Source organism: Streptococcus henryi DSM 19005 (assembly GCF_000376985.1).
Lineage (GTDB): Bacteria > Bacillota > Bacilli > Lactobacillales > Streptococcaceae > Streptococcus > Streptococcus henryi.
Window position 1 is genome coordinate 49081 of sequence record NZ_AQYA01000030.1, and the last position, 24391, is coordinate 73471.

The following is a 24391-nucleotide window of genomic DNA, read 5'->3' on the forward strand; positions in this document are numbered from 1 at the left end:
TGTAGAAATTCAATAAGAGTGGATTGTAACTAAGATATTAGGCAAGACCGCAAATAATCTAGGGAGAAGACCCTAGTTTGTTTGCGGTTTTTATTTGTCTAAAAATATTCAAGGAGGTAAAAATGTTCCGCATTATACAGGCGCTCAATAATAATGTAGCTTTAGTTAAAAATGAGCAGGGAGAACAAGCGGTTGTTATGGGACTTGGAATCGTTTTTCGAAAGAAAAAGGGTGATCTCATTAGACCAGAACAGGTGGAAAAAATATTTTCTTTGAAAACCGAAGAATCGAAAGAAAACTTTTTAATGCTTTTGAAAAATATTCCGCTTGATATCCTGACGGTGACCTACAACATGATTGATAAACTAGTGCAAAATCATCAATTTCCTGTTCAAGAATATTTGTATGTCACACTTACTGATCATGTTTACTCAGTTTATCAGAAGCTTCTAAAAGGAACTTATCAGGAAAGTCGTTTACCAGATATTTCCAAGGAATATGTGACTGAATTTTCTATGGCAAGAGAGGCAGTTGAAATCTTAAGTAATAAGTTATCAGTGAACTTTCCAGATGATGAAATTGGACGTATGGCTCTGCATTTCATTAATGCCAAAGGAGACTATGAGATTTCATCTAATCAAGAAGAAAGTGCTAGAAAACGAGTTTTAGAATTAGTTGAAGAGGAATTATCAAGGAATGGTATTAGGCGTAATGCCGAAAATAGTAACTTGTATGACCGTTTGATGATCCATTTGACCTATCTGATTAATCGATTGCAAACTAGTCAACAAGACGAGACTTCTTTGGTTAATATGGAAGACTTTGTAAAATCTGATTATCCAAAAGCATTTCGAATTGGACAAGCTATTCATAGAATATTGGAACAAGAATTTAAACTAGACTTATCACGAAGTGAGCGTGTTTATCTAGTTTTGCATATTCAACGTTTATTAAATTAGGGAGAAAAAATGTATCAATTACCAGAAGATTTTATTTTTGGTGGGGCAACAGCAGCCTACCAAGTTGAAGGAGCTACTAAAGAAGGCGGTAAAGGACCTGTAGCTTGGGATGAGTTTTTAGCAGAACAAGGTCGATTTAGTCCAGATCCTGCAAGTGATTTCTATCATCAATACCCACAAGATATTGAACTTTGTGAAAAATTTGGTGTCAACGGACTTCGTCTTTCTATTGCTTGGAGCCGTATTTTTCCAGAAGGCAGTGGAAAAGTGAACCAGGAAGGTGTGGATTTCTATCATAATGTTTTTGCTGAGTGCAAGAAGAGAAATGTAACTGTTTTTGTAACCTTACACCACTTTGATACACCAAAAGTTTTGTTTGATAACGGTGATTTCTTAAACCGCGATACCATTGAAGCTTTTGTTAACTATGCTAAATTCTGTTTTGAAGAATTTACAGAAGTTCGTCATTGGAGCACTTTTAATGAAATCTATCCAGTCGCAACTAATCAGTATTTGTTGGGTATTTTTCCACCAGGGATAAAATATGATTTTACTAAGATTATCCAATGTTTACATAATATGATGTATGCTCATGCGCGTGTAGTTAATTTGTTTAAAGATGGTGGTTATCAGGGCGAAATTGGTGTGGTTCATTCCCTTGAAACTAAATACCAAGCTAGTGATAGCGAAGAGGATAAACATGCAGCTTTCTTAGATGATGCCCTATCTATTCGTTTCTTACTAGATGCAACTTATCTAGGTTATTATTCAAAGCAAACAATGGAAGCGCTTAACGAAATCTGTGCAGCTAACAATGCCAGCTACGAATTCCTTGATGGTGACTTTGAGGAAATGAAAAAAGCCAGCCACCGCAACGATTATCTTGGTATCAATCATTACCAATGTCACTTTGTCAAAGCCTATAATGGTGAAAATGACATTCATCACAACGGTACAGGTGATAAGGGGACATCAGTATATAAAGTCAAGGGCATCGGGGAACGCATATACAAAGAAGGTATTCCAAGAACGGACTGGGATTGGATTATCTACCCAGAAGGTCTGTATGACTTGCTTCTTCGAATCAAAGCAGATTATCCACATTATAATAAAATCTATATCACGGAAAATGGTATGGGCTATAAAGACGAATTTGATGATGGTATCATCATGGACCAACCACGTATTGATTATTTGAAAGTTTACCTGCAATCTCTTGCTAAAGCAATTGATGCAGGGGTTAATGTTAAAGGTTACTTTCTTTGGTCTTTGATGGACTTGTTCTCATGGTCAAATGGGTATAATAAACGCTATGGTTTGTTTTATGTTGATTTTGAGACTCAAAAGCGTTATCCAAAAGCATCAGCTTACTGGTATAAACATATTAGTGATACAAAAATAGTAGAATAGGGGGATTTATAAAGATGGATAAAAAAGAATTACAAATGTTAGGATTTGAAATTGTAGCCTACTCTGGAGATGCAAGAAGCACTTTGTTGCATCTATTAAAAGAAGTGAGATCTGGTAACTTTGACAATATTGAAACAGCTGTGAAAGAAGCCGATGATAATTTGGCTTTAGCACATAATGCACAGACCAAGCTTTTAGCTCAGGAAGCAGCTGGGGAAGACTTGGAACTAGGTTTTATCTTCATTCATGGTCAAGACCATTTGATGACAACTTTGTTATTACGTGACTTAATTCAGGATTTTATTGAGTTATATAAAAATCGTTAATTTTTAAAAAGAAGAAAGGATTTGGACCGGACTTGGTAGAAGCACAATCTCCTCTTAATATACTAAGTCTTCGGTTCTTGGGGAGTTTTATCATGAACAAACTCATTCAACAGATTGAAAAAGGGAAACCTTTTTTTGAAAAAATTTCACGCAATATTTACCTCGGGGCCATTCGTGATGGTTTCTTAGCTGCTATGCCAGCTATTCTATTCTCAAGTATCTTTATCTTGATTGCTGCTATTCCTGAGATTTTTGGAATTACTTTGCCGGCTGCTTTTTCAACATGGTTATGGAAGGTTTATGGCTATTCAATGGGAATTGTAGCATTGCTTGTTTCAGCTACGACAGCTCGCTGTTTGGCAGAATCAATGAATCGACAAATGCCATCTAATAAAAAAATCAATGCAGTTTCAGTTATGTTGGCTTCTATCACTAGCTTCCTTTTGCTAAGTGCAGATCAAATTGATGGTGGCTTTGCTAATGGCTACATGGGAACAAAAGGGATTCTTGCAGCTTTTGTTGCAGCTTTCATCACTGTAAACATGTATAAATTCTGTGTTTTGAAAGATATTACGATTAAGATGCCTAAAGAGGTTCCAGGTACCATTTCGCAAACTTTTAGAGATATCTTTCCATTCTCATTTGCAGTATTTGCTGCTGTTCTTCTTGATACATTAATTCGTTATTTCTTTGGTCATTCCTTTGCGGAAGCCATCATCTCTTTGATGCAACCACTGTTCACAGCGGCTGATGGTTATCTTGGAATTGCAATAATTTGGGGAGCAATGGCTCTCTTCTGGTTTGTAGGTGTTCATGGTCCATCGATTGTGGAGCCTGCAATTGTAGCAGTTATTTATACAAATGTTGAAGCTAACTTGCAATTGATGAAAGCTGGGGAACATGCTTCAAACGTCTTAACGGCTGGTCTTGGAAACTTTGTAGGTACGATGGGAGGGACAGGTGCAACACTTGTTGTACCATTTATCTTCTTAGCTTTTGCTAAATCAAAACAATTGAAAGCGGTTGGTAAAGCTTCTTTCATTCCAGTCTGTTTTGCGGTAAATGAACCACTTTTGTTTGCAACGCCAATTATTTTAAACCCATATTTCTTCATTCCATTTCTATTAACTCCGATTGTTAATGTCTGCATCTTCAAATTCTTTGTTGATGTTTTGAAAATGAATAGCTTTATGTACGTCCTTCCTTGGGCAACTCCTGCACCAATTGGTCTTATTTTAGGTACAGGAGTTAGCCTTCTAGCGATTGTTTTGATGTTTGTTCTGTTAGCTATTGATATTGTCATTTACTTCCCATTTGTTAAAGCTTATGATGCAGTTCTTTTGGAAGAAGAAGCAGAGAATGCAGCTAAAGAGACTCTTGAAGAAAAAGTAGCACCAGTAAAAAAATTAGAAGATGAAATTAAAGTTACAACAGATAAAGATGTTAATGTTTTAGTTCTTTGTGCTGGTGCTGGAACAAGTGCTATGTTGGCTAATGCACTAACAGAAGGTGCTCAAGAAACAGGTGCTAAGATTACAGCTTCTGCTGGTGCCTATGGCTCTCATTATGAAATTATGAAGAACTTTGATATGGTTGTTTTGGCACCGCAAGTTAACTCTTTCTATGAAGATATCAAGAAGGATACTGATGCTTTAGGTATTAAGCTAGCAGCAACCAAAGGTGCCGAATATATTAAATTAACACGCGATCCAAAAGGTGCAGTTGCATTTGTAATGTCATATTTTGCTTAAATATTTTCATGGATAAAGCTAGGATAAATTATGAAAGAACTTAAACAAATTATTACTTTTGTTTTGGTAATTATTGGGTTTACCTCAGTAAGTACTCAGATAGTTAGGGCTGATGACTTTATTAATGGAGCGGACATTTCAATTCTAGATGAAATGGAACAAAGTGGTGCTGTATACAAAGTTAACGGTAAACAAAAAGATCCCCTAACCATATTAAAAGATAATGGTGTTAACTATGTTCGTTTGCGACTTTGGGTTGATCCTTATGATAGCTCGGGAAATCCTTATGGTGCTGGAACAAATGATTTAAGCAAAACTATTAAACTTGCCAGAAGGGCCAAAATTAATGGGTTGAAAGTCTTGTTAGATTTTCATTACAGTGATTTCTGGGTTGATCCAGGAAAACAAACTCTTCCAAAATCTTGGGAAAATCAAACTTTTGAGCAATTGAATTCGAGTGTTTACCATTATACGGTTGATGTTCTTAATAAGATGAAAAGTCAAGGTTTGTATCCGGATATGATTCAGATAGGAAATGAATTGAACAGTGGTCTACTATGGCCTTATGGAAAAAGTTGGGGTGGGGATGGTCAAGAGTTTATCCGACTAGCTACTTTTTTAAAATCGGGAGTGAAAGCTGTAAAAGATACACAAAATAGTGATATTCCGATAATGCTTCATTTAGCAGATGGCGGAGATAAATCAGTTTTTCAATGGTGGTTATATGAGATTACTAATCAATCAGTTGATTTTGATATCGTGGGAATTTCTTATTATCCATATTGGCATGGATCATTGGCTGATCTTGCTGAAAACATGGACAACATTAGTGAACGTTACAACAAAAAAGTTGTCGTTGTTGAAACAGCTTATGCAAATACACTTAATAACCTCGATCAAAAAATAAATGCATTCACTAAAAATGAAGAAGATAGTGGTGGCTATAAGGCTAATCAAGATGGGCAGTACCAATTTTTGACGGATTTAGTCGATAAGATAAAAGATGTTAAAAAAAACAATGGCCTAGGTTTCTTTTATTGGGAGCCTCTTTGGTATAATGCTAATGTTTCCTGGGCGACACAGGCAGGAATGTCTTATCTTGGTGTTTCAGATTTGACAGGAAACGAATGGGAAAATCAAGCTGTCTTTGATTTTTCAGGAAATGCTTTGCGCGGTATAAAAGCTTTTAATTATTCTAATTTAACAAATCTCATACAAAACAATAGCTTTGAATGGGATGGTTATACCGAAAGTCCATCAAATTGGAACAAATGGACTGCCAATAAGAATGCTGGAATAAAAACAGAAATATATGATGATTCTCGTCATAAGCTTACATTCTGGTCAGATAAAGCCTTCGAAAGTTCAGTTTATCAAAATGTTTTTAATCTCAGTTCAGGGACCTATAAATTAAGTATAGATGCTATGGGGGATGTTAATATTGAGACTGCACAACTATATATAAAGAATTATGGAGGTAGTGAGCAAAAGATTTCTCTTAAAGAATCTCTTATATGGAAAACCTACACCATTGATAATATTCGAATTACAAAAGGACAATGTGAGGTAGGTGTTTATGTGAAATCATCTGCCAACAAGTGGGTTTCGATTGATAATATTAGACTTGTTAAAGTTGACTAGTTAAAAACATTCCCAAAGAAATTTTGGGAATGTTTTTTTTAATAGTTTATTTCTTATATGTTTTTTTTCGATTTTTTGTTTTTTGAAGAGATTATTATTGCATCTATTTTTAAGTGAGCACAAGAGCTATTTTGAAACAAAATCTTGGAACTGTTTTTCAATAATCTGTTACAAATGGGACGTATCAATCCGATAAATGATGGCAATCAGATTGACTCCCAATCAATTTTCCTGTCTTTATAATAATATTTTCGGTCTTTTTCATTGATTGGTCTTATAACTTTGGCTGGGCTGCCAAAGGCTAGAACATTTGCAGGGATGTCTTTGGTAACAAGGCTGCCTGCACCGATAACACTATTGTCACCGATGGTCACACCGGGCAAGATGGTGCTGTTTGCTCCAATCCAACAATTCTTACCGATGCTCACGGGAAGGTTGTACTGGTAACCTTTTTGGCGCAGCTCTGGAAGAATAGGGTGGCCTGCGCTAGCGATTGTCACATTTGGGCCAATCATAGTGTAGTCGCCGATAGTGATCTGGGTATCATCGACTAAAGTTAGGTTGAAATTAGCGTAGACATTTTTGCCGATTTTGCAGAATTTACCGCCCCAATTAGCGTGCAAGGGAGGTTCAATATAGACGTTTTCTCCGACCTGGGCAAACATCTTCTCTAGGAGTTCTTGGCGCTTTTCTCCCTCAGAAGGTCTGGTTTGATTGAAATCATAGAGTAATTCCTGGCAAAGTGTTTGCTCCTTGAGAATGTCAGGGTCGGATGGTAAGTAGAGTTCGCCGGAATGAAGTGGATTTCTCATAAGCTTCTTATTTACTACTGCTGCGAAGTGTTAAAACAGTTGCTAGTTTCATCATTACTGGGATTTCAGGTGTGAAGCTCTCTAATTGTTGATTGAGGGTATTCATAGCGAGAATTCCCATTTCCTCGGTAAAGACAGTGACGCTACTTAACGGTGGGTAGACTTGTTTAGCTACGACGGTATCGTTGAAGGAAATAATGCTGACGCGGTCAGGGACTTTGATGTCCTTTTCTTGTAGGGCACGGAGGGCGCCGATAGCTAAGGCATCACTTGCAATAAAGAAGGCTTCTGGGAGGTTGTCTCCACAAGTCTCAATTGCATTTTTCATCAATTGGTAGCCGTCATCTGTAGAGAATTTACCGATAAAAACATAATCGGGGTTATAGAGTTTTTGTTGTGTTAGGTAATTCTTAAAAGTATAGAAACGAGGATCAATGAGAGGAAATTCATGGTCAGCTGTCATCTCTTCACCTGTTAAAATGCCAATCTTAGTTTGTCCTTTGTTAATAAAATGATCCAAAGCGCTAATAACAGAATTGGTAAAATCAGTAGTCACACAGGTATGACCGCTGCTCAGCGTATCACTATCAACGAAAATAAGGTTATCGCTGATTTTCTCCAAATCTTTAATCTGTGAGTTGCTGTATTTTCCGATGGCAATAACTCCGTCGGCTGATCGAGCATCATCTAAAGGAGAGTCGTTAAAGAGTCGGATGATTTCATAGCCAAGCTCAATGGCACGACGTTCAATACCAATACGTATAGAGTAATAATAGAGGTCATTAATCTCTTCAGATTCTGTGTACCATTGGATGATAGCGACTTTTTTATTTTCGTTTTTAGCAATGAGATTTTTTTTATAACGTGTGTAGCCTAGTTGATCTGCGGTTTTAAAAATTTTAGCGCGTGTCGCTTCACTGACAGACATAGACTCATCGTTATTTAGAACTCTAGAAACTGTTGCGATAGAAACCTCTGCATGTTCTGCAATATCCTTGATTGTTGCCATTTTCATCCTCTCCTTAGAAAAAACAGAATTTTAGTAAAAATACTTGTTGCTTTTATTATATCACAAAAGAAGGGATTCTACCTATTGATATGAAGTGAAAAACTTAAAAATATCAGATGATTAAAGTATCTTTAAGAGGTGTTAGAAGCTAAGAGTAGGGAATTTTAATTGGCTCTGATTTAATAGAAGGGGAAAAACAGGCAAAACAGCCTTGAATTATTAGTAAAAATAAAGTAAAATAATTAGTGAAAAAATTAAGTAAAGAAAATGAGGTGTGCTATGTCTGATTTGATTAGATTTGATTCAGAAAATAAGGTCTTTCACCTAAGTAACAATAATATTTCTTATCTACTATCCATAGATGACGGTGGCCTAGTCAGCCATTTATATTTTGGTAAAAAAGTAAAGCGCTACCATAACCATTTATCTTATCCTAGGATTGATCGTGGTTTTTCTGGAAATGTCCTAGATAACCTTGATCGTGGCTTGTCCAAAGATACCCTTCCTCAAGAATACAGTGGGAGCGACTCTGGTGATTACCGTCAGCCAGCTTTGATTATTAAACACGGAGATGGCAGTCGTTCCAATGCCTTTGTTTTTAAAGATTATCACATCCAAGATGGCAAACCTGGACTTTCAGGATTGCCTGCCTCTTTTGTCCAAGATAAGGCTGAAGCTCAGACTTTGGTTATTACTTTGGAAGATAAGGTAAGCCAAGTCGAGCTTGATTTGCTTTACAGTATTTTTAGAGATTGTGACCTTGTGGCACGTTCGGTTCAGGTCAGAAATCAGGGTTCTCAGTCTATTATGCTGGAAAAAGTAGCCTCTTTACAGCTTGATTTTGTTGCAAAAGATTTTGAAACAATCAGTCTTCCAGGAGCCCATGCCAATGAACGTCATATGGAACGCCAGTCAGTTGGCTATGGTCTTCAAAGATTTGCTAGCCGCCGTGGAACCTCAAGCCATCAAATGAATCCCTTTTTAGCCTTAGTTGATAAGAAGACCGATGAGTTTGTTGGTGATGCCTATGGATTTAGTCTGGTTTATTCTGGAAATCATGCTTTCGAACTTGAAAAAGATCAATTAGCTCAGCTACGTTTGCTTGTTGGTATTAACCATGAAAACTTTGAATGGGAGTTGGGGGCAGGAGATGCTTTTCAAACTCCGGAAGTTCTTATGGTTTATTCTAATCAGGGCTTGAACGGGATGAGCCAAGAATTTCATAAGGTTATTGGTCAGCATTTGGTTCGTAGCCAATTTAAGAATCAAGAACGTCCTATCCTGGTTAATAACTGGGAAGCAACTTATTTTGATTTTACTGAAGAAAAGCTTCGCCCTATTGTTGATGAAGCTAAGCAGCTGGGAATTGAGATGTTTGTCCTTGATGACGGTTGGTTTGGCTATCGCAATAATGATCAATCATCTCTGGGAGATTGGTTTATCAATCATGAGAAATTTCCTCAAGGAGTCAAAGGTTTTGCGGACTATGTTCACCAGCAAGGACTCAAGTTTGGTCTCTGGTTTGAGCCTGAGATGATTTCTATGGATTCTGATCTTTTCCGAAATCATCCGGATTACTTGATGCAGGTTCCGGGTCGTCAGCCGAGCCCATCTCGCTCTCAATTTGTTCTTGATATGGGGAGGCAAGAGGTTCGAGATAATATCTTTAATCAAGTCAAAGACATTTTAGATCAGGGCTACATTGACTATATTAAGTGGGATATGAATCGCCATTTGTCAGACATCTACTCACTTGATTTACCTGCCCATCGTCAGGGTGAGACTAGTCATCGCTATGTCTTGGGTGTTTATGACTTGCTGGAGCGGATTACAAGTGCTTATCCTCAGATTCTTTTTGAAGGCTGTTCAGGAGGCGGTGGCCGCTTCGATGCAGGTTGGGCATACTATATGCCTCAATCTTGGGCCAGTGATAACACCGATGCCATTTCACGCTTGACCATCCAGTATGGAACTTCTCTTGTCTATCCTATTTCTATGATGACTTCGCATATTTCAGCGGTTCCCAATCACCAAACGGGACGCATAACGCCTCTAGACACTCGTGCCCATGTAGCTATGAGCGGTGTTTTGGGTTATGAATTGGATTTGACTTCCATGTCTGATGAGGAGAAAGAGGCAGTCAGGGAAGAGGTTGAGGCTTATAAAGCGATTCGTCCCCTAGTTCAGTATGGGAAATTCTATCGCCTTAAATCACCTTCCGATGGGAATGCAACAGCTTGGCAGTTTGTTTCTGAGGATAAGACTGAAAGTCTCCTCTTCACTGCTCAAACTCTGGCAGGAGCTCAGCCATTGTTGACAAAAACAAAAATGGTTGGTCTGAATCCAGATGCTGACTATGAGCATGTGGCTCTTTTCAAGGAGGGAGAGGACCAGGGGGTTGGTTATTTTACGTCGATTTATGCTAGTCGGCCACTTGAAGTGGGGGCTGTTTTGTCTGGCGATGAACTGATGAATATGGGGATTTATGATCCTGTTGTTCGTCGTGATTTTGTGACACATCTTTACTATTTTAAAATGAAAAAATAAAGGGAGTTTTCTATGACAACTATTCTTCCAAGTTTGGATTGGTTAGAGAATCCAGAAGTTTTTGCAGTGAATAAGATTCCTGCTCATTCCGACCATGCCTATTTTGCCAGTCAAGCTGAAGCGGATTTGGGGCAGACGGAGCTCAAGCAGTCTTTGAATGGAACTTGGCAATTCGCTTATGCGGTTAATCCAAGTCTGCGTCTGGCTGATTTTTATCAGATGGACTTTGATACGTCATCTTTTGATTTTATTCAGGTGCCGGGTCATATCCAAAATCAGGGTTATGATAAGCGCCAATACATCAACACTATGTATCCTTGGGATGGTCAGGAAGCCTTGCGTCCGCCTCAAGTTTCCAAAAGCTACAACCCAGTTGGGTCCTACGTTAAACATTTCAAGCTGGATGAGGCCCTAGCTGGCAAAAAGACCTTTATCTCTTTCCAAGGGGTAGAGACGGCCTTCTATGTCTGGCTCAATGGTCACTTCCTTGGTTACGGCGAGGATTCCTTTACTCCGACAGAGTTTGAAATCACAGATTTTCTTCAGGAAGGAGATAACAAGCTGGCTGTCGAAGTCTACAAACGTTCAAGTGCCAGCTGGATTGAAGACCAGGATTTCTGGCGTTTCTCTGGCATTTTCCGAGATGTTTACCTCTTTGCAGTACCTGATGTTCACATTGAAGACCTCTTTGTCCAGCAAGAGTTGGTCAATGACTATAAGGATGGTCATTTAAGGGTTTCTGCAAAAATAGCTGGCGCTTTAGAAGGGGTTGAGATCACTGCGCAGCTTTTGAACCAAGACCAGAAAGCAGTTTACCAAGGGACCTTGGATGAATTAGAACAAGGGATTCTTCTAGAAGGGGTGTCGGCTTGGAGTGCTGAGGAGCCGAATCTTTATACTCTGGAACTTTACGTCAAACGAGGTGAGGATTTAATTGAAATTGTCAAACAAAAGATTGGCTTCAGAACTTTTGAAATGAAAGATGGCGTCATGCTTATCAATGGTAAGCGAATTGTTTTCAAGGGTGTTAACCGCCATGAGTTCCACCATGAGCGTGGCCGTGCCATCACTGAAGAAGAGATGCTTTGGGACATTCGTTTCATGAAGCGCTACAACATCAATGCTGTCAGAACTTCCCATTATCCCAACCAGACGCGCTGGTATGAGCTTTGTGACCAGTATGGCATTTATCTCATCGATGAAACCAATTTAGAGAGTCACGGTTCTTGGCAGAAACTGGGACAGCTTGAACCTTCTTGGAATGTTCCTGGCAGTCTGCCAGAATGGAAGGAAAATGTTCTTGATCGCGCCAATAGTATGTTCCAGCGTGATAAAAATCACCCTTCTGTCATTATCTGGTCTTGTGGTAATGAATCCTATGCGGGCGAAGACATTTTAGCCATGACAGACTTCTTCCATGAAGTTGATCCAAGCCGATTGGTCCATTATGAAGGTGTCTTCTGGAATCGTGATTTTGACCAGATTTCCGATATGGAAAGCCGTATGTATGCCAAACCAGCAGGTATTATTGACTATCTGGAAAGCAAGCCGGCTAAGCCTTACATTTCCTGTGAATACATGCATGCCATGGGGAATTCTCTGGGCGGTATGAGTCTCTATACAGACCTTGAACAGAAATATGACCAGTATCAGGGAGGTTTTATCTGGGACTACATTGACCAATCTATCCTCAAGCATAATGAGTTTGGTCAAGATGTTCTGACTTATGGTGGTGATTGGGACGATCGCGCTACAGATTATGAATTCTGTGGGGACGGGATTGTTTTTGCTAATCGTGTGCCATCACCTAAAGCACAAGAAGTCAAACAACTCTATTCAAATGTCAAGCTACAAGTGACTTCGAAAGGGGTGACGATTGATAACCAAAATCTTTTCATTGATACCAGTGCGTCCTATTTTAAAGCTACTTTGAAACGTGATGGTATTTCAATTTGGGAGCAATCTTATGATTTTCTTGTACCGGCAGGTGAATGTGAGACGTTTACCATTGATTTCCCTGCAGCTGAAAAAGCAGGAGAGTATACTTATGAAGTGACTCAGCATCAGAAAAAAGCGACTCTTTGGGCAGAAGCGGGCTACGAATTGACCTTTGGTCAAGCTGTTGAAACAGTTGGTCACGTTGAAGAAGTTACTCCGAAAGATAAGGCCTTCCGTGTGGTGCGTGGGGATGTTAATATCGGCATCCATGGCTGGAATTTCTCAGTCCTTCTTTCGATTGCGGAAGGTGGCTTGATTTCACTGGTTAAGGATGGGCGAGAATACATCACAAGAACACCTAAGACCAGTTTCTGGCGTGCTGTGACCGATAATGACCGTGGAGCTAAGCATGGTTTTGACCGCGGCATGTGGCTAACAGCAGGGCTTTATCAAAAACATGTTGATATGACCTTGGAAGAAACAGAAAATGCAGTCACTGTGACTTTCAAGTATCAATTAGCAGCTCCGGGTCAACTTTTCCATAGTGTTTCTTATAAGGTCGACAGTCAAGGGGACGTAACGGTAAGTCTGGATTATCCAGGTTATGACAATCTCCCTTCTCTGCCAGCTTATGGTATGGATTTCAAATTGAAATCTGCCTACCAAAATGTTCGTTTCTATGGTTATGGTCCAGATGAAAACTATATTGACCGTAAAGAGGGTGCTCGACTAGGTATCTTTGAAACAACAGCGCAAGCCAATGAGGCCTCATATTTGGTCCCTCAAGAAACAGGAAATCGTTGTGGGGTGCGCTGGCTTGAAGTGACGGATAGTCTTGGAGCGGGTCTGATTTTTGAAGCGGTTGGAAAACCTTTTGAAACCAGCGTATTGCCGCATAGTGTTTATGAATTAGACAATGCCAGCCACCAAGAAGAGCTATCTCCATCCCACTTTACTTGGGTGCGCGTATTAGCAGCTCAAATGGGTGTTGGAGGAGATGATTCATGGGGAGCTCCTGTTCAAGAAATTTACCAACTACCAAGTCAAGACAGACAGACTATTAGCTTTAAAATTAAGGTAAAATAGAGTTGAGCAAAGCCATCTTAGGAGTGGAAACAGGTAAAGAGAAAATATAAAGTGAGGTCTGGAAGTTATCCAGGCCTTATTTATCTGATCTATAATAGTAAAAAATAGTAAAATAATATTGAAAACAAAAAATGAAGAGGATAACAGCCTCTCTATTTTTGAATATTTCGACAATTTAAAATTAAATAAGTAAAAAAATAACTTAGCGTATAAGATACAAAAGCAAGTAATGACAAAGGTTGGTCTATCGCGGTTTAGAAAGTTCGTGAAATAAATAACTTATAAAATAAGTAAAAATTACTAAAATAATAAGTAAAAACACTTGCAATGAAAACGCTTTTATTATATAATAAAACCATCAAAAATAAACGTTTAAAAGGAGAGTATCTCTATGAAAAAGAGAACAGTTGGTGCTCTATTGGCAGGTGCCTTATTTTCAAGTCTATTGTTGACAGCTTGTGGTTCAAGTTCAAATGGTGGCGGAAGCTCAACAAGTGATTCTGGAGCTACAGAATTGACTGTCTGGGCTTGGGATGCTAATTACAATGTCAGAGCTTTTGAAGAAGCTGAAAAAGTTTATGACAAAGAAGTTCCAGATACAGTTGACTTGAAGATTGTTGAAAATGCACAGGATGACATTATTCAAAAATTGAATACCTCATTGAGCTCAGGTGTTACAGATGGTCTTCCTAACATTGTGCTTATCGAAGACTACCGTGCCAAGAGTTTCCTAGAAGCTTACCCAGATAGCTTCTTCCCATTGACAGATGTTATCAAAGCAGATGATTTCACAGACTACAAGGTAGAAGCAACTTCTGTAGATGGTGAAAATTATGCTGTGCCATTTGATACAAGTTCAACAGGGCTCTATGTTCGTACAGATATCCTAGAAGAAGCTGGTTACACAGTTGACGATTTGAAAGATATTACTTGGGAAAAATACATCGAAATCGGTAAAGCTGTTTCTGAAAAAACAGGTAAAAAGCTCATCTCTCTTGATGTTAATGACCTTGGACTTGTTCGTTCTATGATTAACTCAACAGGTTCTTGGTACACTGGAGAAGACGGTAAGACACCGACACTTGCTGACAACGAAGCTTTGAAGGTGGCCTTCAAGGACGTTAAAGCGATGTATGATGCCAAACTTGTTGATGATAACAGTGACTGGAGCCAATGGCTGAGCGACTTTAATAACGGAGTGGTTTGGTCAGTTCCTACAGGTAACTGGATTACACCATCTATTACAGCCCAAGAAGATCAGGCTGGTAAATGGGCAGTTGTATCCTTCCCACGTCAAGAACTTGATGGATCAGTCAACGCTTCAAACCTTGGCGGTGCTTCAATTTACGTCTTGAATGTTGATGGTAAAGAAGCAGCTGCTGAATTCTTGAAAGATACATTCGGATCAAGTACAGACCTTTATAAAACACTGGTAGAAAATATTGGAGCAATTGGATCATACATTCCAGCGACCGAAGCAGGTGTTTATGATACTGAAGCTGAATACTTCGGCGGACAAACAATCTACAAAGACTTTGCGGAATGGTCAACACAAATTCCAGCAGTAAACTACGGTGAAAATACTTACGCTATTGAAGACATCCTTATCAAAGCTATGCAAAACTACTTGAAAGGTGATGATTTGGATAAAGTCTTAGAAAATGCACAAAAAGAAGCAGAAAATCAACTGAAATAAGCAGTTGTTTAACCAGATAATTTAGTTGCTTGATTGTCCTTGTGCTGTCAGAACTAAATTATTTGGTTTTTTAGTGAGAGAATAGAGGATTAGAATGAAAAAGATAAATCCATTTTTAAAATCAAAAATAATGGGATGGCTGTTTGTCATCGTTCCAACCTTATTGATTGCCTTGTTTTACTTTTATCCAATGGTAGAGGCCTTTAAATTGTCTCTGTCATCTGGTAAGGGTAATAACTTGAGCTTTGTTGGTCTTGCCAACTATAAGCGTTTGTTCAGTGACCCTGTCTTTATCAATGCCCTAAAAAATACCCTGCTCTTCTTGATTGTTCAAGTGCCAGTCATGGTTATTTTAGCCATTTTCTTCTCGGTCTTGCTTAATAACAAGGCTTTGAAATTGAAGGGGCTCTTTAGGACTATTGTTTTCTTGCCATCAGTAACTTCTTTGGTTGCTTATTCTATTGTTTTTAAATATTTGTTCTCAAATGATGGTATTATCAACAAAATCCTTCTTTCCTTGAATATTCTTCAGGAGCCAATGGCTTGGTTGTCAGATGCCTTTTGGGCAAAGATTGTCATCATCATAGCTATTACTTGGCGTTGGACAGGTTATAATATGATTTTCTTCCTATCAGCTCTTCAAAATATCGATCCAGAAATCTATGAAGCTGCAGATGTTGATGGGGCCAGTGCTGGTAAGAAATTCTTCAATATCACAGTTCCACTCTTGAAACCAGTTATTCTCTTTACGACGATTACATCAACAATTGGTACTTTGCAGTTGTTCGATGAGCCTATGAATATCACCCAAGGTGGTCCTGGCGATGCAACAACAACCATTTCACAATACATTTACAACCTAAGCTTTAAATATACACCAGATTTTGGTTATGCTGCGGCAGTATCTTATGCTATCGTTGCTTTGGTAGTAATTTTATCTATTCTTCAAACAAGATTGGGAGGCAGAGATGAAAAGAAATCGAAATAAGACAATTGCGACCTATGTTTTCTTGGTCATCATGTCTATAGTATTTGCATTTCCATTTTACTTTTTGATTGTCAGTGCGACAAATTCAAGTATTGATGTCACTAATGGACGTATGTTGCCTGGTGGTGAGTTGTTTAATAACTTGAAAAACATTTTCAGTCAGACTGCTATGACTTCTGCCTTGAAAAACTCTTCTGTTGTCGCTCTCTTTCAAACGATTTTGGCTCTCTTGATTGGTTCTGCTGCTGGTTATGGTTTTGAAATTTACCGGAGCAAAGGAAAAGATATTGTTTTCAATATTATTCTCCTCTCCATGATGGTTCCTTTTGCGGCTATTATGATTCCTCTCTTTCGTTTGTTCGGTAAGATGTCATCTATTAGTCCGATGATTGGTATCAACTCTTATGCCTCAATCTTCTTACCTTACATCGCAACGGCTTTTCTGATCTTCTATTTCCGCCAAAATACCAAAATGTTTCCTAAGGAATTGCTGGAAGCAGGGCGCATTGACGGTGTGTCAGAAGTTGGGCTCTTCTTTAAAATTTATATGCCGACCATGAAGACAACCTATGCTGCAGCGGCCATCATTACCTTCATGAACAGTTGGAACAACTATATTTGGCCTTTGGTTGTTGTTCAATCAACGGAAAAACAAACAGTGCCACTTTTGATTTCTCAATTGGGATCAAGCTATTCGCCTGACTATGGTATGATTATGGCAGCAGTTTTGGTTGCAACAATACCAACTTTAGTTATTTTCTTCGTTCTTCAAAAACAATTCGTTGCAGGAATGTTGGGGGCTAATAAGTAGATATTACAAAAGAATCTTCGGATTCTTTTTCTTTTTGGTAAAAAAAGGTAAAAATATGGTAAAAATAGTAAAATATTTACCAATAAATATTGATTTTTTTACTTTAGTGTCTTATAATTAAGGTAATAAAACTCAAAGGAGACCCTCATGAATACAACTGAACTTAATCAAGCTTTTACAGCAATTTTTGGTGCTGAAGCAGATGCAACTTTCTTCTCACCAGGACGTATTAATCTCATTGGTGAACACACAGATTACAATGGTGGACATGTTTTTCCTGCTGCAATTACGCTAGGAACTTATGGTGCTGCCCGTAAACGTGATGATAAGCTCATGCGTTTCTACTCTGCTAATTTTGAAGACAAGGGCATTATTGAAGTTGCTTTAGATAATCTTGTCTTTGCTAAGGAAGACAACTGGACTAACTATCCAAAAGGTGTTGTTAAATTCTTGCAAGAAGCAGGGCATAAGATTGACAGCGGCTTTGACCTCTATGTTTTTGGAAATATTCCAAACGGATCTGGCCTATCATCCTCAGCATCCCTTGAACTTCTTATGGGGATTGTGGCTGAAGAATTGTTTGGTTTGAAGCTAGAACGCCTTGATTTGGTAAAAATTGGTAAACAAACTGAAAATGAATTTATTGGTGTTAATTCAGGAATCATGGACCAGTTCGCTATCGGAATGGGGGCTGATAAAAAAGCTATCTATCTTGATACCAACACTTTAGAATATGACCTTGTGCCACTAGATTTGGGTGATAATGTTATTGTTATCATGAACACTAACAAACGTCGTGAATTGGCCGATTCTAAATACAATGAGCGCCGTGCTGAATGTGAAAAAGCAGTTGAAGAACTCAATGTCCTCCTTGATATTAAAACTCTAGGTGAACTTGATGCTCAGACTTTTGACGAATATAGCTACCTGATTAAAGATGAAAATCGCATCAAACGTGCCCGTCATGCCATTTGGGAAAATCAACGTACCCTTCAAGCCCGTCAAGCTCTTGAAGCAGGTGAGTTAGAGCAGTTCGGTCGTCTAGTTAATGCCTCTCATGTTTCTTTGGAACATGACTATGAGGTGACTGGGCTTGAGTTGGATACTTTGGCACATACAGCTTGGGAACAAGAAGGTGTTCTTGGTGCCCGTATGACAGGAGCTGGTTTTGGTGGTTGTGGTATCGCTATTGTTGCCAAAGATAAAGTCGATGCTTTCACCGAAAATGTTGGAAAAGTCTACACAGAAAAAATCGGCTACGCACCAGCCTTCTACATTGCTGAAATTGCAGGTGGAAGTCGCGTCTTGTCACGCAAGTAAGCTAAGTCAGAACAAGCGCTTTAAAGGTATTCGGGCATGAATACCTTTAAAAATAGATCCAAAGAATAGAAGAAATTCCTATGAAACTATTAGATACTTTCGTCGCAAAAGTTATTGAAAGCAGCGACTACACAAAGGATGACATTTTTTACCTGACAAATCGCATCCTTGCTCTTGTTGGGGAGGATAATGCTCAACAGGAAACTGCTCAAACGGAGCTGATTGCTCTAAAAGATGAGCTAGTTGACTTAGCTGTTGCAAATGGCAAGGTTGGTGAGCTAGCAGAAGAGAAGGATTGTTTGGGAGCAGAATTGATGAACTTCATGACGCCAATCCCAAGTCAGGTCAACAAGAATTTCTGGGAAACTTATGCACAATCTCCTCAAAAAGCTATCTCAGAATTCTATGACCTCAGTAAGCGTAATGACTATATTAAGGTGGCAGCTATTGCCAAAAATATTGCTTTTACCACACCTTCGGACTATGGAGATATGGAAATTACCATTAACCTGTCTAAACCTGAGAAAGACCCTAAAGCCATTGCTGCTGCTAAGTTGGCCAAGGCTTCTTCCTATCCTAAGTGCCAACTTTGCATGGAAAATGAAGGTTACCAAGGTCGCATTAATCATCCGGCCCGTGCCAACCACCGCATTATCCGCATGGATTTAGCTGATGAAAAGTGGGGCTTCCAGTACTCGCCTTATGCTTATTTCAACGAGCACTGCATTGTCCTCAACACCCAACATGTGCCCATGGTTATCAGTCAGGACACTTTTGCCCAGCTACTGGACATCGTGGACATCTTCCCAGGTTATTTCGCAGGGTCTAATTCTGATCTACCGATTGTTGGAGGCTCCATCTTGACCCACAATCACTATCAAGGTGGCCGTCATGTTTTCCCTATGGAAATGGCAGAGCTGACACAACAATTTACTTTTAAAGACTTCCCAGATGTGACTGCAGGCATTGTTAACTGGCCTATGTCTGTTATCAGACTTCGTGGAGAGAACAAGTCTCGTTTGGTTCAATTAGCTGAGGTCATTCGCCTAGCTTGGCGTGATTACTCGGATGTCCAAGTGGATGTTCTGGCTTACACAGACGATACGCCACATCACACAGTTACTCCAATTGCCCGTAAACGTAATGGTCTCTTTGAATTGGATATTGTTCTTCGTGACAATCATACTTCGAAAGAGCATCCTGACGGTGTTTACCATCCCCACGCTGACGTGCAGCATATCAAAAAAGAAAATATAGGGCTAATTGAGGTTATGGGCTTAGCTATTTTGCCGCCTCGCCTAAAAGACGAACTGGTGGAAGTTGAAAAATATGTTTTAAACCAGTATAATGAAATGGCAGATTACCATAAGGACTGGGCCGATGCCATCAAGGCTGACCACCCAGATGCTAATCAGGAAACTGTTTCAGAAATCGTCAAACAAGCAGTTGGGCAAACTTTTGTCCGTGTCTTGGAAGACGCAGGTGTCTACAAGGGTGATGAACAAGGTCAAGCGGCCTTCGTGCGTTTTGTAGAGAGTGTTGGAGTGGAGTAAAGAAGAAAGGCAGGTTCATTGTGCTAGTCGCTATGGCAACTAGCTATTCCCTGCACTAGATTTGAGTTCAGGTATTTGAACTCGGTCTTATTCTGACTGACCTTTTGAAAAAATAAAGAAAGGATAGGGTTTGTTCTAGTTTTCGAAGCTAGAATTGAACCCGCCCTAAGGCCTGTGCAAAAAAGATAACTCTTTCTAGACGCAAGCGTCTTCGCAAGAGTTCCTATCTTTGCTTTGTGTTTTGGTTCTTTCTAATTTGGTTTGCAAAAGAGGTAGAAATTAAAAGAAAGGATAAGGTTTGAGTTCAAGAACTTGAACTCGGTCTTATTCTGATTGACCTTTTGAAAAAATAAGGAAAGGATGAGGTTCGATACCAATTGTATAAATTGGAATTGAACCCGGGCTAAATGCTGTGTAAAAAAGATGCCTCTTCCTAGAGGCTTTGCCTCGTTGTCAGAGTCCCTATTTTTACTTTGCATTTCGGGCCCTTGGTGTCTTAGTTTATGTCTATTTTAGTTTTGGGTGGGGCTGGTTATATTGGTTCTCACATGGTTGATCGTTTGATTGAAAAGGGTGAGGAAAAGGTTGTCGTTGTTGATAACTTGGTGACTGGTCACCGTGCTGCGGTGCATCCTGATGCGACTTTTTATGAAGGAGACTTGGCAGATCAAGATTTCATGCGCAAGGTCTTCACTGAAAATCCTGATGTGGATGCTGTGATTCATTTCGCGGCCTACTCTTTGGTTGCTGAATCAATGGAAAAACCGCTTAAATATTTTGATAACAATACTGCTGGTATGGTTAAGCTGCTTGAAGTCATGAATGAATTTGATGTTAAGTACATTGTCTTCTCATCAACTGCAGCAACTTATGGTATTCCTGATGAAATTCCAATCAAGGAAACAACACCGCAACGTCCTATTAATCCATACGGTGAAAGCAAGCTCATGATGGAAACCATCATGAAATGGTCTGACCAAGCCTACGGCATCAAATTTGTGCCCTTGCGCTATTTCAACGTGGCCGGTGCTAAACCAGACGGTTCTATTGGTGAAGATCATGGTCCTGAGACACACCTGCTTCCGATTATTCTTCAAGTAGCTCAAGGTGTGCGTGAAAAAATCATGATTTTTGGTGATGACTATAACACACCAGATGGAACAAATGTCCGTGACTATGTACACCCATTTGACTTGGCAGATGCCCACTTGCTTGCGGTTAACTATCTTCGTGCTGGCAATGAGTCAGCAGCTTTCAACCTAGGTTCTTCAACAGGTTTCTCAAACCTTCAAATCCTTGAAGCAACTCGTAAGGTAACTGGTAAAGAAATTCCTGCTGAGTTGGCAGATCGTCGCCCTGGTGACCCAGATACCCTTATTGCAAGTTCTGAAAAAGCGCGTGAGGTGCTTGGTTGGAAACCAGAATTTGATGATATTGAAAAAATCATTGCCTCAGCCTGGGCATGGCACTCAAGCCATCCAAATGGCTACAATGATAGATAAATGATGGAAGTTGGATTGAAAAATCCAGCTTTTTATATCTTATTAAGGAGTGATTATGATTATTTCCATTCAAGGTTCAATGGCAGTTGGCAAGACAGCCTTGGTAACCTATTTGAAGGATGCTATTCCTAAGGCGGTTCTTAGCTACGAAGATATTACTCCCATAGTATCGGAGGTCAAGGAGAGGGCGCTCGATAAGAACAAATTTGAAGATTATCTTGAAATCCAGAAACTCTGGATTGCTCATGAAATTCAGCGTTATCAGAAAGTTAGGGATTTTCCCTTAGTTCTCATGGATTTTGGTGCGGAGGAAATCGATTTTTATACCCGTTTTTGCCCTCAGGCAGCTGGTTACGACTGGAATCCTCTTCCTTTTTTGGAAAATGAGCTGACGCAGCTAAGCTATTGTCTTCCAGATCATATCATTTTTTTAGAAGCAGAAGATGAGGTGCTCCAACAACGCAAAGCTTCTGACAAAACACGCAGTCGAAACTTCTTTGATTTTCAGCTGGAAAAACTATTACCTCTGAAAAGAAAATGGTTTGCGGAAAAAGAAAATGTTATTTTCCTTGATACAAATGGCCTATCAAGGGAAGAAGTAGGTCAGAAAACTGCGGATTTAATCCGTCAAATGTTAGCTGAAGAAAAGTGATAAACGTACGGAAATCAAACCTTTTCATCTCATTAATTTGGAGAAGCTCTGCTATTTTCCGAAAAAAGCCTTTACAATATATTTGAATCATGTTATATTAATAGAGCTTAGAAACCAGATGTTTTCTAGCAAATATAAACCCGAGTAAAAAAAGCCATGGACGGGCTGGGTTGAATGCCGAAGCGTGCCGATTTCTGGCTAAAATACTCTTATACGTCGTCAAAGGCTCTTTGCCGTACCACAAGTACTGGCTTCATCGCCTTTCCTAGTCTAAGAGCATTTTATCTTCAGAAATCAGAGAAGAAGCTATTCTTTGAAGTGAGTTTTCTCACTGGCACATTATTGATAGGGTTAAAAGCCTACATTTTATAAGTTGATATTAGGACCTGGTTCCTAATTCGTATATCAAAATTAGTGTGGTGAAAGCACACGTCATCTTGTGAAACGGTCAATAAAGTACGTAATATTTGCAACTAGAGAGTTAGGAAACATCCGGAACAGACATACTCAACAGAAACAAACTAATAAACGTCAGTAGATTGTAGAGCAGGTGAAAACCTGCTCTTTTTTCATAGGTGAGACCTTTGGAAATCTCAGTATTATCAAATATCAAGTCTAGAATAAGCCGCTTTTCAAGGTCGTTTTCCTAGACGAGAGGGAGATTGCCAAAGATAAAATCCAGAATATTCTGGAAATATAATCCTTAAAGGAGTCTGTCGTGTATCAATTAGATCAACATCAAGCCCCAATTTATCAAGGCTTGGTGAACTTACGGAAAAAAAGGATTGTTCCTTTTGATGTTCCAGGTCATAAACGAGGTCGTGGAAATCCGGAGCTTGTTGAATTATTGGGGGAAAAATGTGTTGGCATTGATGTTAACTCCATGAAGCCACTGGATAATTTGGGGCATCCAGTTTCTATTATTCGTGAAGCTGAGGAGTTGGCAGCAGAAGCATTTGGCGCAGCCCATGCCTTTCTTATGATTGGCGGGACAACCTCATCGGTTCAGTCCATGATTTTGGCTACCTGCAAGGCTGGGGATAAGATCATCCTGCCCCGCAACGTCCATAAATCGGCTATCAACGCCTTGGTCCTCTGCGGAGCCATTCCCATTTACATTGAGATGAGCGTCAACCCTCAGATTGGCATTGCCCTAGGGTTGGAGAATGACCGAGTAGCCCAAGCTATCAAGGAGCACCCAGATGCTAAAGCAGTTCTGATTAACAATCCCACCTATTATGGGATTTGTTCGGACCTCAAGGGGCTGACTGAAATGGCCCATGCAGCAGGTATGAAAGTTTTGGTTGATGAAGCCCATGGTGCCCACCTTCATTTTACGGACCAGCTGCCCCTTTCGGCAATGGATGCTGGCGCTGATATGGCTGCTGTGTCCATGCATAAGTCTGGGGGAAGTTTGACACAGAGTTCCATTCTCCTGCTGGGCAGCCAAATGAATGCGGAATATGTTCGCCAAATCATCAATTTAACCCAGTCAACGTCAGCTTCCTACCTGCTTATGTCAAGTTTAGATGTCTCAAGAAGAAATCTTGCCCTCAGAGGTAAAGAATCCTTTGAAAAAGTCATCAAAATGGCAGAGTATGCCCGTCAAGAAATCAATGCCATTGGTGGCTACTATGCCTATTCTAAAGAATTGGTTGATGGTGTGTCGGTTTATGATTTTGATGTCACCAAGTTATCCATCTATACCCAAGGGATTGGCTTGACTGGGATTGAGGTTTATGACCTCTTGCGAGATGAATACGATATCCAAATTGAATTTGGAGACATCGGCAATATTCTGGCCTACATTTCAATCGGTGACCGTATTCAAGATATCGAACGCCTTGTTGGCGCCCTAGCTGACATCAAACGCCTCTATTCAAGAGATGGGAAAGACCTGATTACTGGCGAGTACATTCAGCCAGAAGTTGTCCTATCTCCCCAAGAGGCCTTCTATGCCCAGAGCAAAATTATTCCTCTCTCTGAATCAGCAGGGGCCATCTCAGGAGAAGTGGTCATGTGTTACCCGCCAGGAATTCCCATCCTAGCACCGGGAGAAAGAGTGACTCAAGAAATTATTGACTTCGTCCAATTCGCCAAAGACAAAGGTTGCTCCCTCCAAGGAACAGAGGACCCAGAAGTCAATAACCTAAAAGTGATTTTGGAGAGTTAATCATATTGGAAAAAGTTAATCTCCTATGGTTAGGTTAGTGACTTACTTGAAGTCGTATCAGACGTATAGCTTATCAAACAAGTAGCCCTGCCAAAACGAGCGAAGCGAGCTACTAGGCGGCGCAGTCGCCAAGACACCCAGTCGCCGCCGTGCTCTTAGTAGCCTAACCTTTGGTTAGGTTACAGGCAAACTGAAAGACCTAAGGCTTTCAGTTTAG

Annotated in this window: 16 protein-coding genes and 2 pseudogenes; 16 read left to right on the forward strand and 2 right to left on the reverse strand. The window is 39.7% G+C overall.

The window, feature by feature from the left end:
* The first annotated feature begins 122 nt into the window (after positions 1 to 122).
* The 6 genes and pseudogenes from F601_RS0104880 (at position 123) to F601_RS0104900 (ending at position 6087) form a co-directional block, all read left to right on the forward strand.
* The gene (locus F601_RS0104880) at positions 123 to 959 is read left to right on the forward strand and encodes a PRD domain-containing protein (protein WP_018164548.1); all 837 of its coding nucleotides are present in this window, start codon (positions 123 to 125) and stop codon (positions 957 to 959) included.
* A gap of 9 nt (positions 960 to 968) precedes the next feature.
* On the forward strand, positions 969 to 2369 hold the full coding sequence (lacG, locus tag F601_RS0104885) for a 6-phospho-beta-galactosidase (RefSeq protein WP_018164549.1): 1401 nt from the start codon (positions 969 to 971) through the stop codon (positions 2367 to 2369).
* 14 nt (positions 2370 to 2383) lie between these two features.
* A complete protein-coding gene (locus F601_RS0104890) occupies positions 2384 to 2695 on the forward strand; it encodes a PTS sugar transporter subunit IIA (protein ID WP_018164550.1) in 312 nt (103 codons plus the stop codon).
* A 92-nt stretch (positions 2696 to 2787) separates the two neighbouring features.
* Positions 2788 to 4060 (forward strand): annotated as a pseudogene (locus tag F601_RS0104895) (PTS transporter subunit EIIC); the annotation flags it as partial.
* A gap of 71 nt (positions 4061 to 4131) precedes the next feature.
* Positions 4132 to 4446, forward strand: a pseudogene (locus F601_RS13685) (lactose/cellobiose PTS transporter subunit IIB); the annotation flags it as partial.
* Positions 4447 to 4476: 30 nt separating this feature from the next.
* Positions 4477 to 6087 carry a glycoside hydrolase family 53 protein gene (locus F601_RS0104900; protein ID WP_018164552.1) on the forward strand — a complete coding sequence of 537 codons (1611 nt, stop codon included), beginning with the start codon at positions 4477 to 4479 and terminating at the stop codon, positions 6085 to 6087.
* Between the two features lie 206 nt (positions 6088 to 6293).
* Here the strand turns inward: F601_RS0104900 and F601_RS0104905 are convergent, their stop codons facing one another.
* Both F601_RS0104905 and F601_RS0104910 read right to left on the reverse strand, forming a co-directional pair.
* Positions 6294 to 6899 (reverse strand): sugar O-acetyltransferase, encoded by a 606-nt coding sequence (locus tag F601_RS0104905; RefSeq protein ID WP_018164553.1) that lies wholly within the window; start codon positions 6897 to 6899, stop codon positions 6294 to 6296.
* Positions 6900 to 6906: 7 nt separating this feature from the next.
* Positions 6907 to 7908 carry a LacI family DNA-binding transcriptional regulator gene (locus F601_RS0104910; RefSeq protein WP_018164554.1) on the reverse strand — a complete coding sequence of 334 codons (1002 nt, stop codon included), beginning with the start codon at positions 7906 to 7908 and terminating at the stop codon, positions 6907 to 6909.
* A gap of 279 nt (positions 7909 to 8187) precedes the next feature.
* Here F601_RS0104910 and F601_RS0104915 point away from each other — a divergent pair, with 279 nt between their 5' ends.
* The 10 genes from F601_RS0104915 (at position 8188) to F601_RS0104960 (ending at position 24174) form a co-directional block, all read left to right on the forward strand.
* Positions 8188 to 10455, forward strand: coding sequence for an alpha-galactosidase (locus F601_RS0104915; protein WP_018164555.1), 2268 nt, complete (start codon positions 8188 to 8190; stop codon positions 10453 to 10455).
* A gap of 12 nt (positions 10456 to 10467) precedes the next feature.
* Positions 10468 to 13479 (forward strand): beta-galactosidase, LacZ type, encoded by a 3012-nt coding sequence (gene lacZ, locus F601_RS0104920; protein ID WP_018164556.1) that lies wholly within the window; start codon positions 10468 to 10470, stop codon positions 13477 to 13479.
* 391 nt (positions 13480 to 13870) lie between these two features.
* Positions 13871 to 15175 carry an ABC transporter substrate-binding protein gene (locus F601_RS0104925; protein WP_018164557.1) on the forward strand — a complete coding sequence of 435 codons (1305 nt, stop codon included), beginning with the start codon at positions 13871 to 13873 and terminating at the stop codon, positions 15173 to 15175.
* A gap of 94 nt (positions 15176 to 15269) precedes the next feature.
* Positions 15270 to 16163, forward strand: a complete 894-nt coding sequence (locus tag F601_RS0104930) for a carbohydrate ABC transporter permease (RefSeq protein WP_018164558.1) — start codon at positions 15270 to 15272, stop codon at positions 16161 to 16163.
* Positions 16144 to 16974: a carbohydrate ABC transporter permease gene (locus tag F601_RS0104935; protein ID WP_018164559.1), complete on the forward strand. Its 831-nt coding sequence runs from the start codon at positions 16144 to 16146 to the stop codon at positions 16972 to 16974. The genes F601_RS0104930 and F601_RS0104935 overlap by 20 nt, the downstream gene beginning before the upstream one ends.
* A gap of 147 nt (positions 16975 to 17121) precedes the next feature.
* On the forward strand, positions 17122 to 18294 hold the full coding sequence (locus F601_RS0104940) for a galactokinase (protein WP_018164560.1): 1173 nt from the start codon (positions 17122 to 17124) through the stop codon (positions 18292 to 18294).
* A gap of 80 nt (positions 18295 to 18374) precedes the next feature.
* Positions 18375 to 19847, forward strand: coding sequence for a UDP-glucose--hexose-1-phosphate uridylyltransferase (gene galT / locus F601_RS0104945; RefSeq protein ID WP_018164561.1), 1473 nt, complete (start codon positions 18375 to 18377; stop codon positions 19845 to 19847).
* A gap of 503 nt (positions 19848 to 20350) precedes the next feature.
* Positions 20351 to 21349, forward strand: a complete 999-nt coding sequence (gene galE / locus F601_RS0104950) for a UDP-glucose 4-epimerase GalE (protein WP_018164562.1) — start codon at positions 20351 to 20353, stop codon at positions 21347 to 21349.
* 55 nt (positions 21350 to 21404) lie between these two features.
* Positions 21405 to 22001 carry a P-loop NTPase family protein gene (locus tag F601_RS0104955; protein WP_018164563.1) on the forward strand — a complete coding sequence of 199 codons (597 nt, stop codon included), beginning with the start codon at positions 21405 to 21407 and terminating at the stop codon, positions 21999 to 22001.
* Positions 22002 to 22719: 718 nt separating this feature from the next.
* The gene (locus F601_RS0104960; RefSeq protein ID WP_018164564.1) at positions 22720 to 24174 is read left to right on the forward strand and encodes an aminotransferase class I/II-fold pyridoxal phosphate-dependent enzyme; all 1455 of its coding nucleotides are present in this window, start codon (positions 22720 to 22722) and stop codon (positions 24172 to 24174) included.
* Positions 24175 to 24391: the final 217 nt, after the last annotated feature.

Excerpts from the sequence above, each read along its gene's own strand:
- F601_RS0104910 (WP_018164554.1), bottom strand. The coding sequence starts at position 7,908 with ATGGCAACAATCAAGGATATTGCAGAACATGCAGAGGTTTCTATCGCA.
- galE (WP_018164562.1), top strand. The coding sequence starts at position 20,351 with ATGTCTATTTTAGTTTTGGGTGGGGCTGGTTATATTGGTTCTCACATG.
- F601_RS0104900 (WP_018164552.1), top strand. The coding sequence starts at position 4,477 with ATGAAAGAACTTAAACAAATTATTACTTTTGTTTTGGTAATTATTGGG.
- F601_RS0104915 (WP_018164555.1), top strand. The coding sequence starts at position 8,188 with ATGTCTGATTTGATTAGATTTGATTCAGAAAATAAGGTCTTTCACCTA.
- F601_RS0104925 (WP_018164557.1), top strand. The coding sequence starts at position 13,871 with ATGAAAAAGAGAACAGTTGGTGCTCTATTGGCAGGTGCCTTATTTTCA.
- galT (WP_018164561.1), top strand. The coding sequence starts at position 18,375 with ATGAAACTATTAGATACTTTCGTCGCAAAAGTTATTGAAAGCAGCGAC.
- F601_RS0104880 (WP_018164548.1), top strand. The coding sequence starts at position 123 with ATGTTCCGCATTATACAGGCGCTCAATAATAATGTAGCTTTAGTTAAA.
- F601_RS0104955 (WP_018164563.1), top strand. The coding sequence starts at position 21,405 with ATGATTATTTCCATTCAAGGTTCAATGGCAGTTGGCAAGACAGCCTTG.
- F601_RS0104890 (WP_018164550.1), top strand. The coding sequence starts at position 2,384 with ATGGATAAAAAAGAATTACAAATGTTAGGATTTGAAATTGTAGCCTAC.
- F601_RS0104905 (WP_018164553.1), bottom strand. The coding sequence starts at position 6,899 with ATGAGAAATCCACTTCATTCCGGCGAACTCTACTTACCATCCGACCCT.
- lacG (WP_018164549.1), top strand. The coding sequence starts at position 969 with ATGTATCAATTACCAGAAGATTTTATTTTTGGTGGGGCAACAGCAGCC.
- F601_RS0104940 (WP_018164560.1), top strand. The coding sequence starts at position 17,122 with ATGAATACAACTGAACTTAATCAAGCTTTTACAGCAATTTTTGGTGCT.
- lacZ (WP_018164556.1), top strand. The coding sequence starts at position 10,468 with ATGACAACTATTCTTCCAAGTTTGGATTGGTTAGAGAATCCAGAAGTT.
- F601_RS0104935 (WP_018164559.1), top strand. The coding sequence starts at position 16,144 with ATGAAAAGAAATCGAAATAAGACAATTGCGACCTATGTTTTCTTGGTC.
- F601_RS0104930 (WP_018164558.1), top strand. The coding sequence starts at position 15,270 with ATGAAAAAGATAAATCCATTTTTAAAATCAAAAATAATGGGATGGCTG.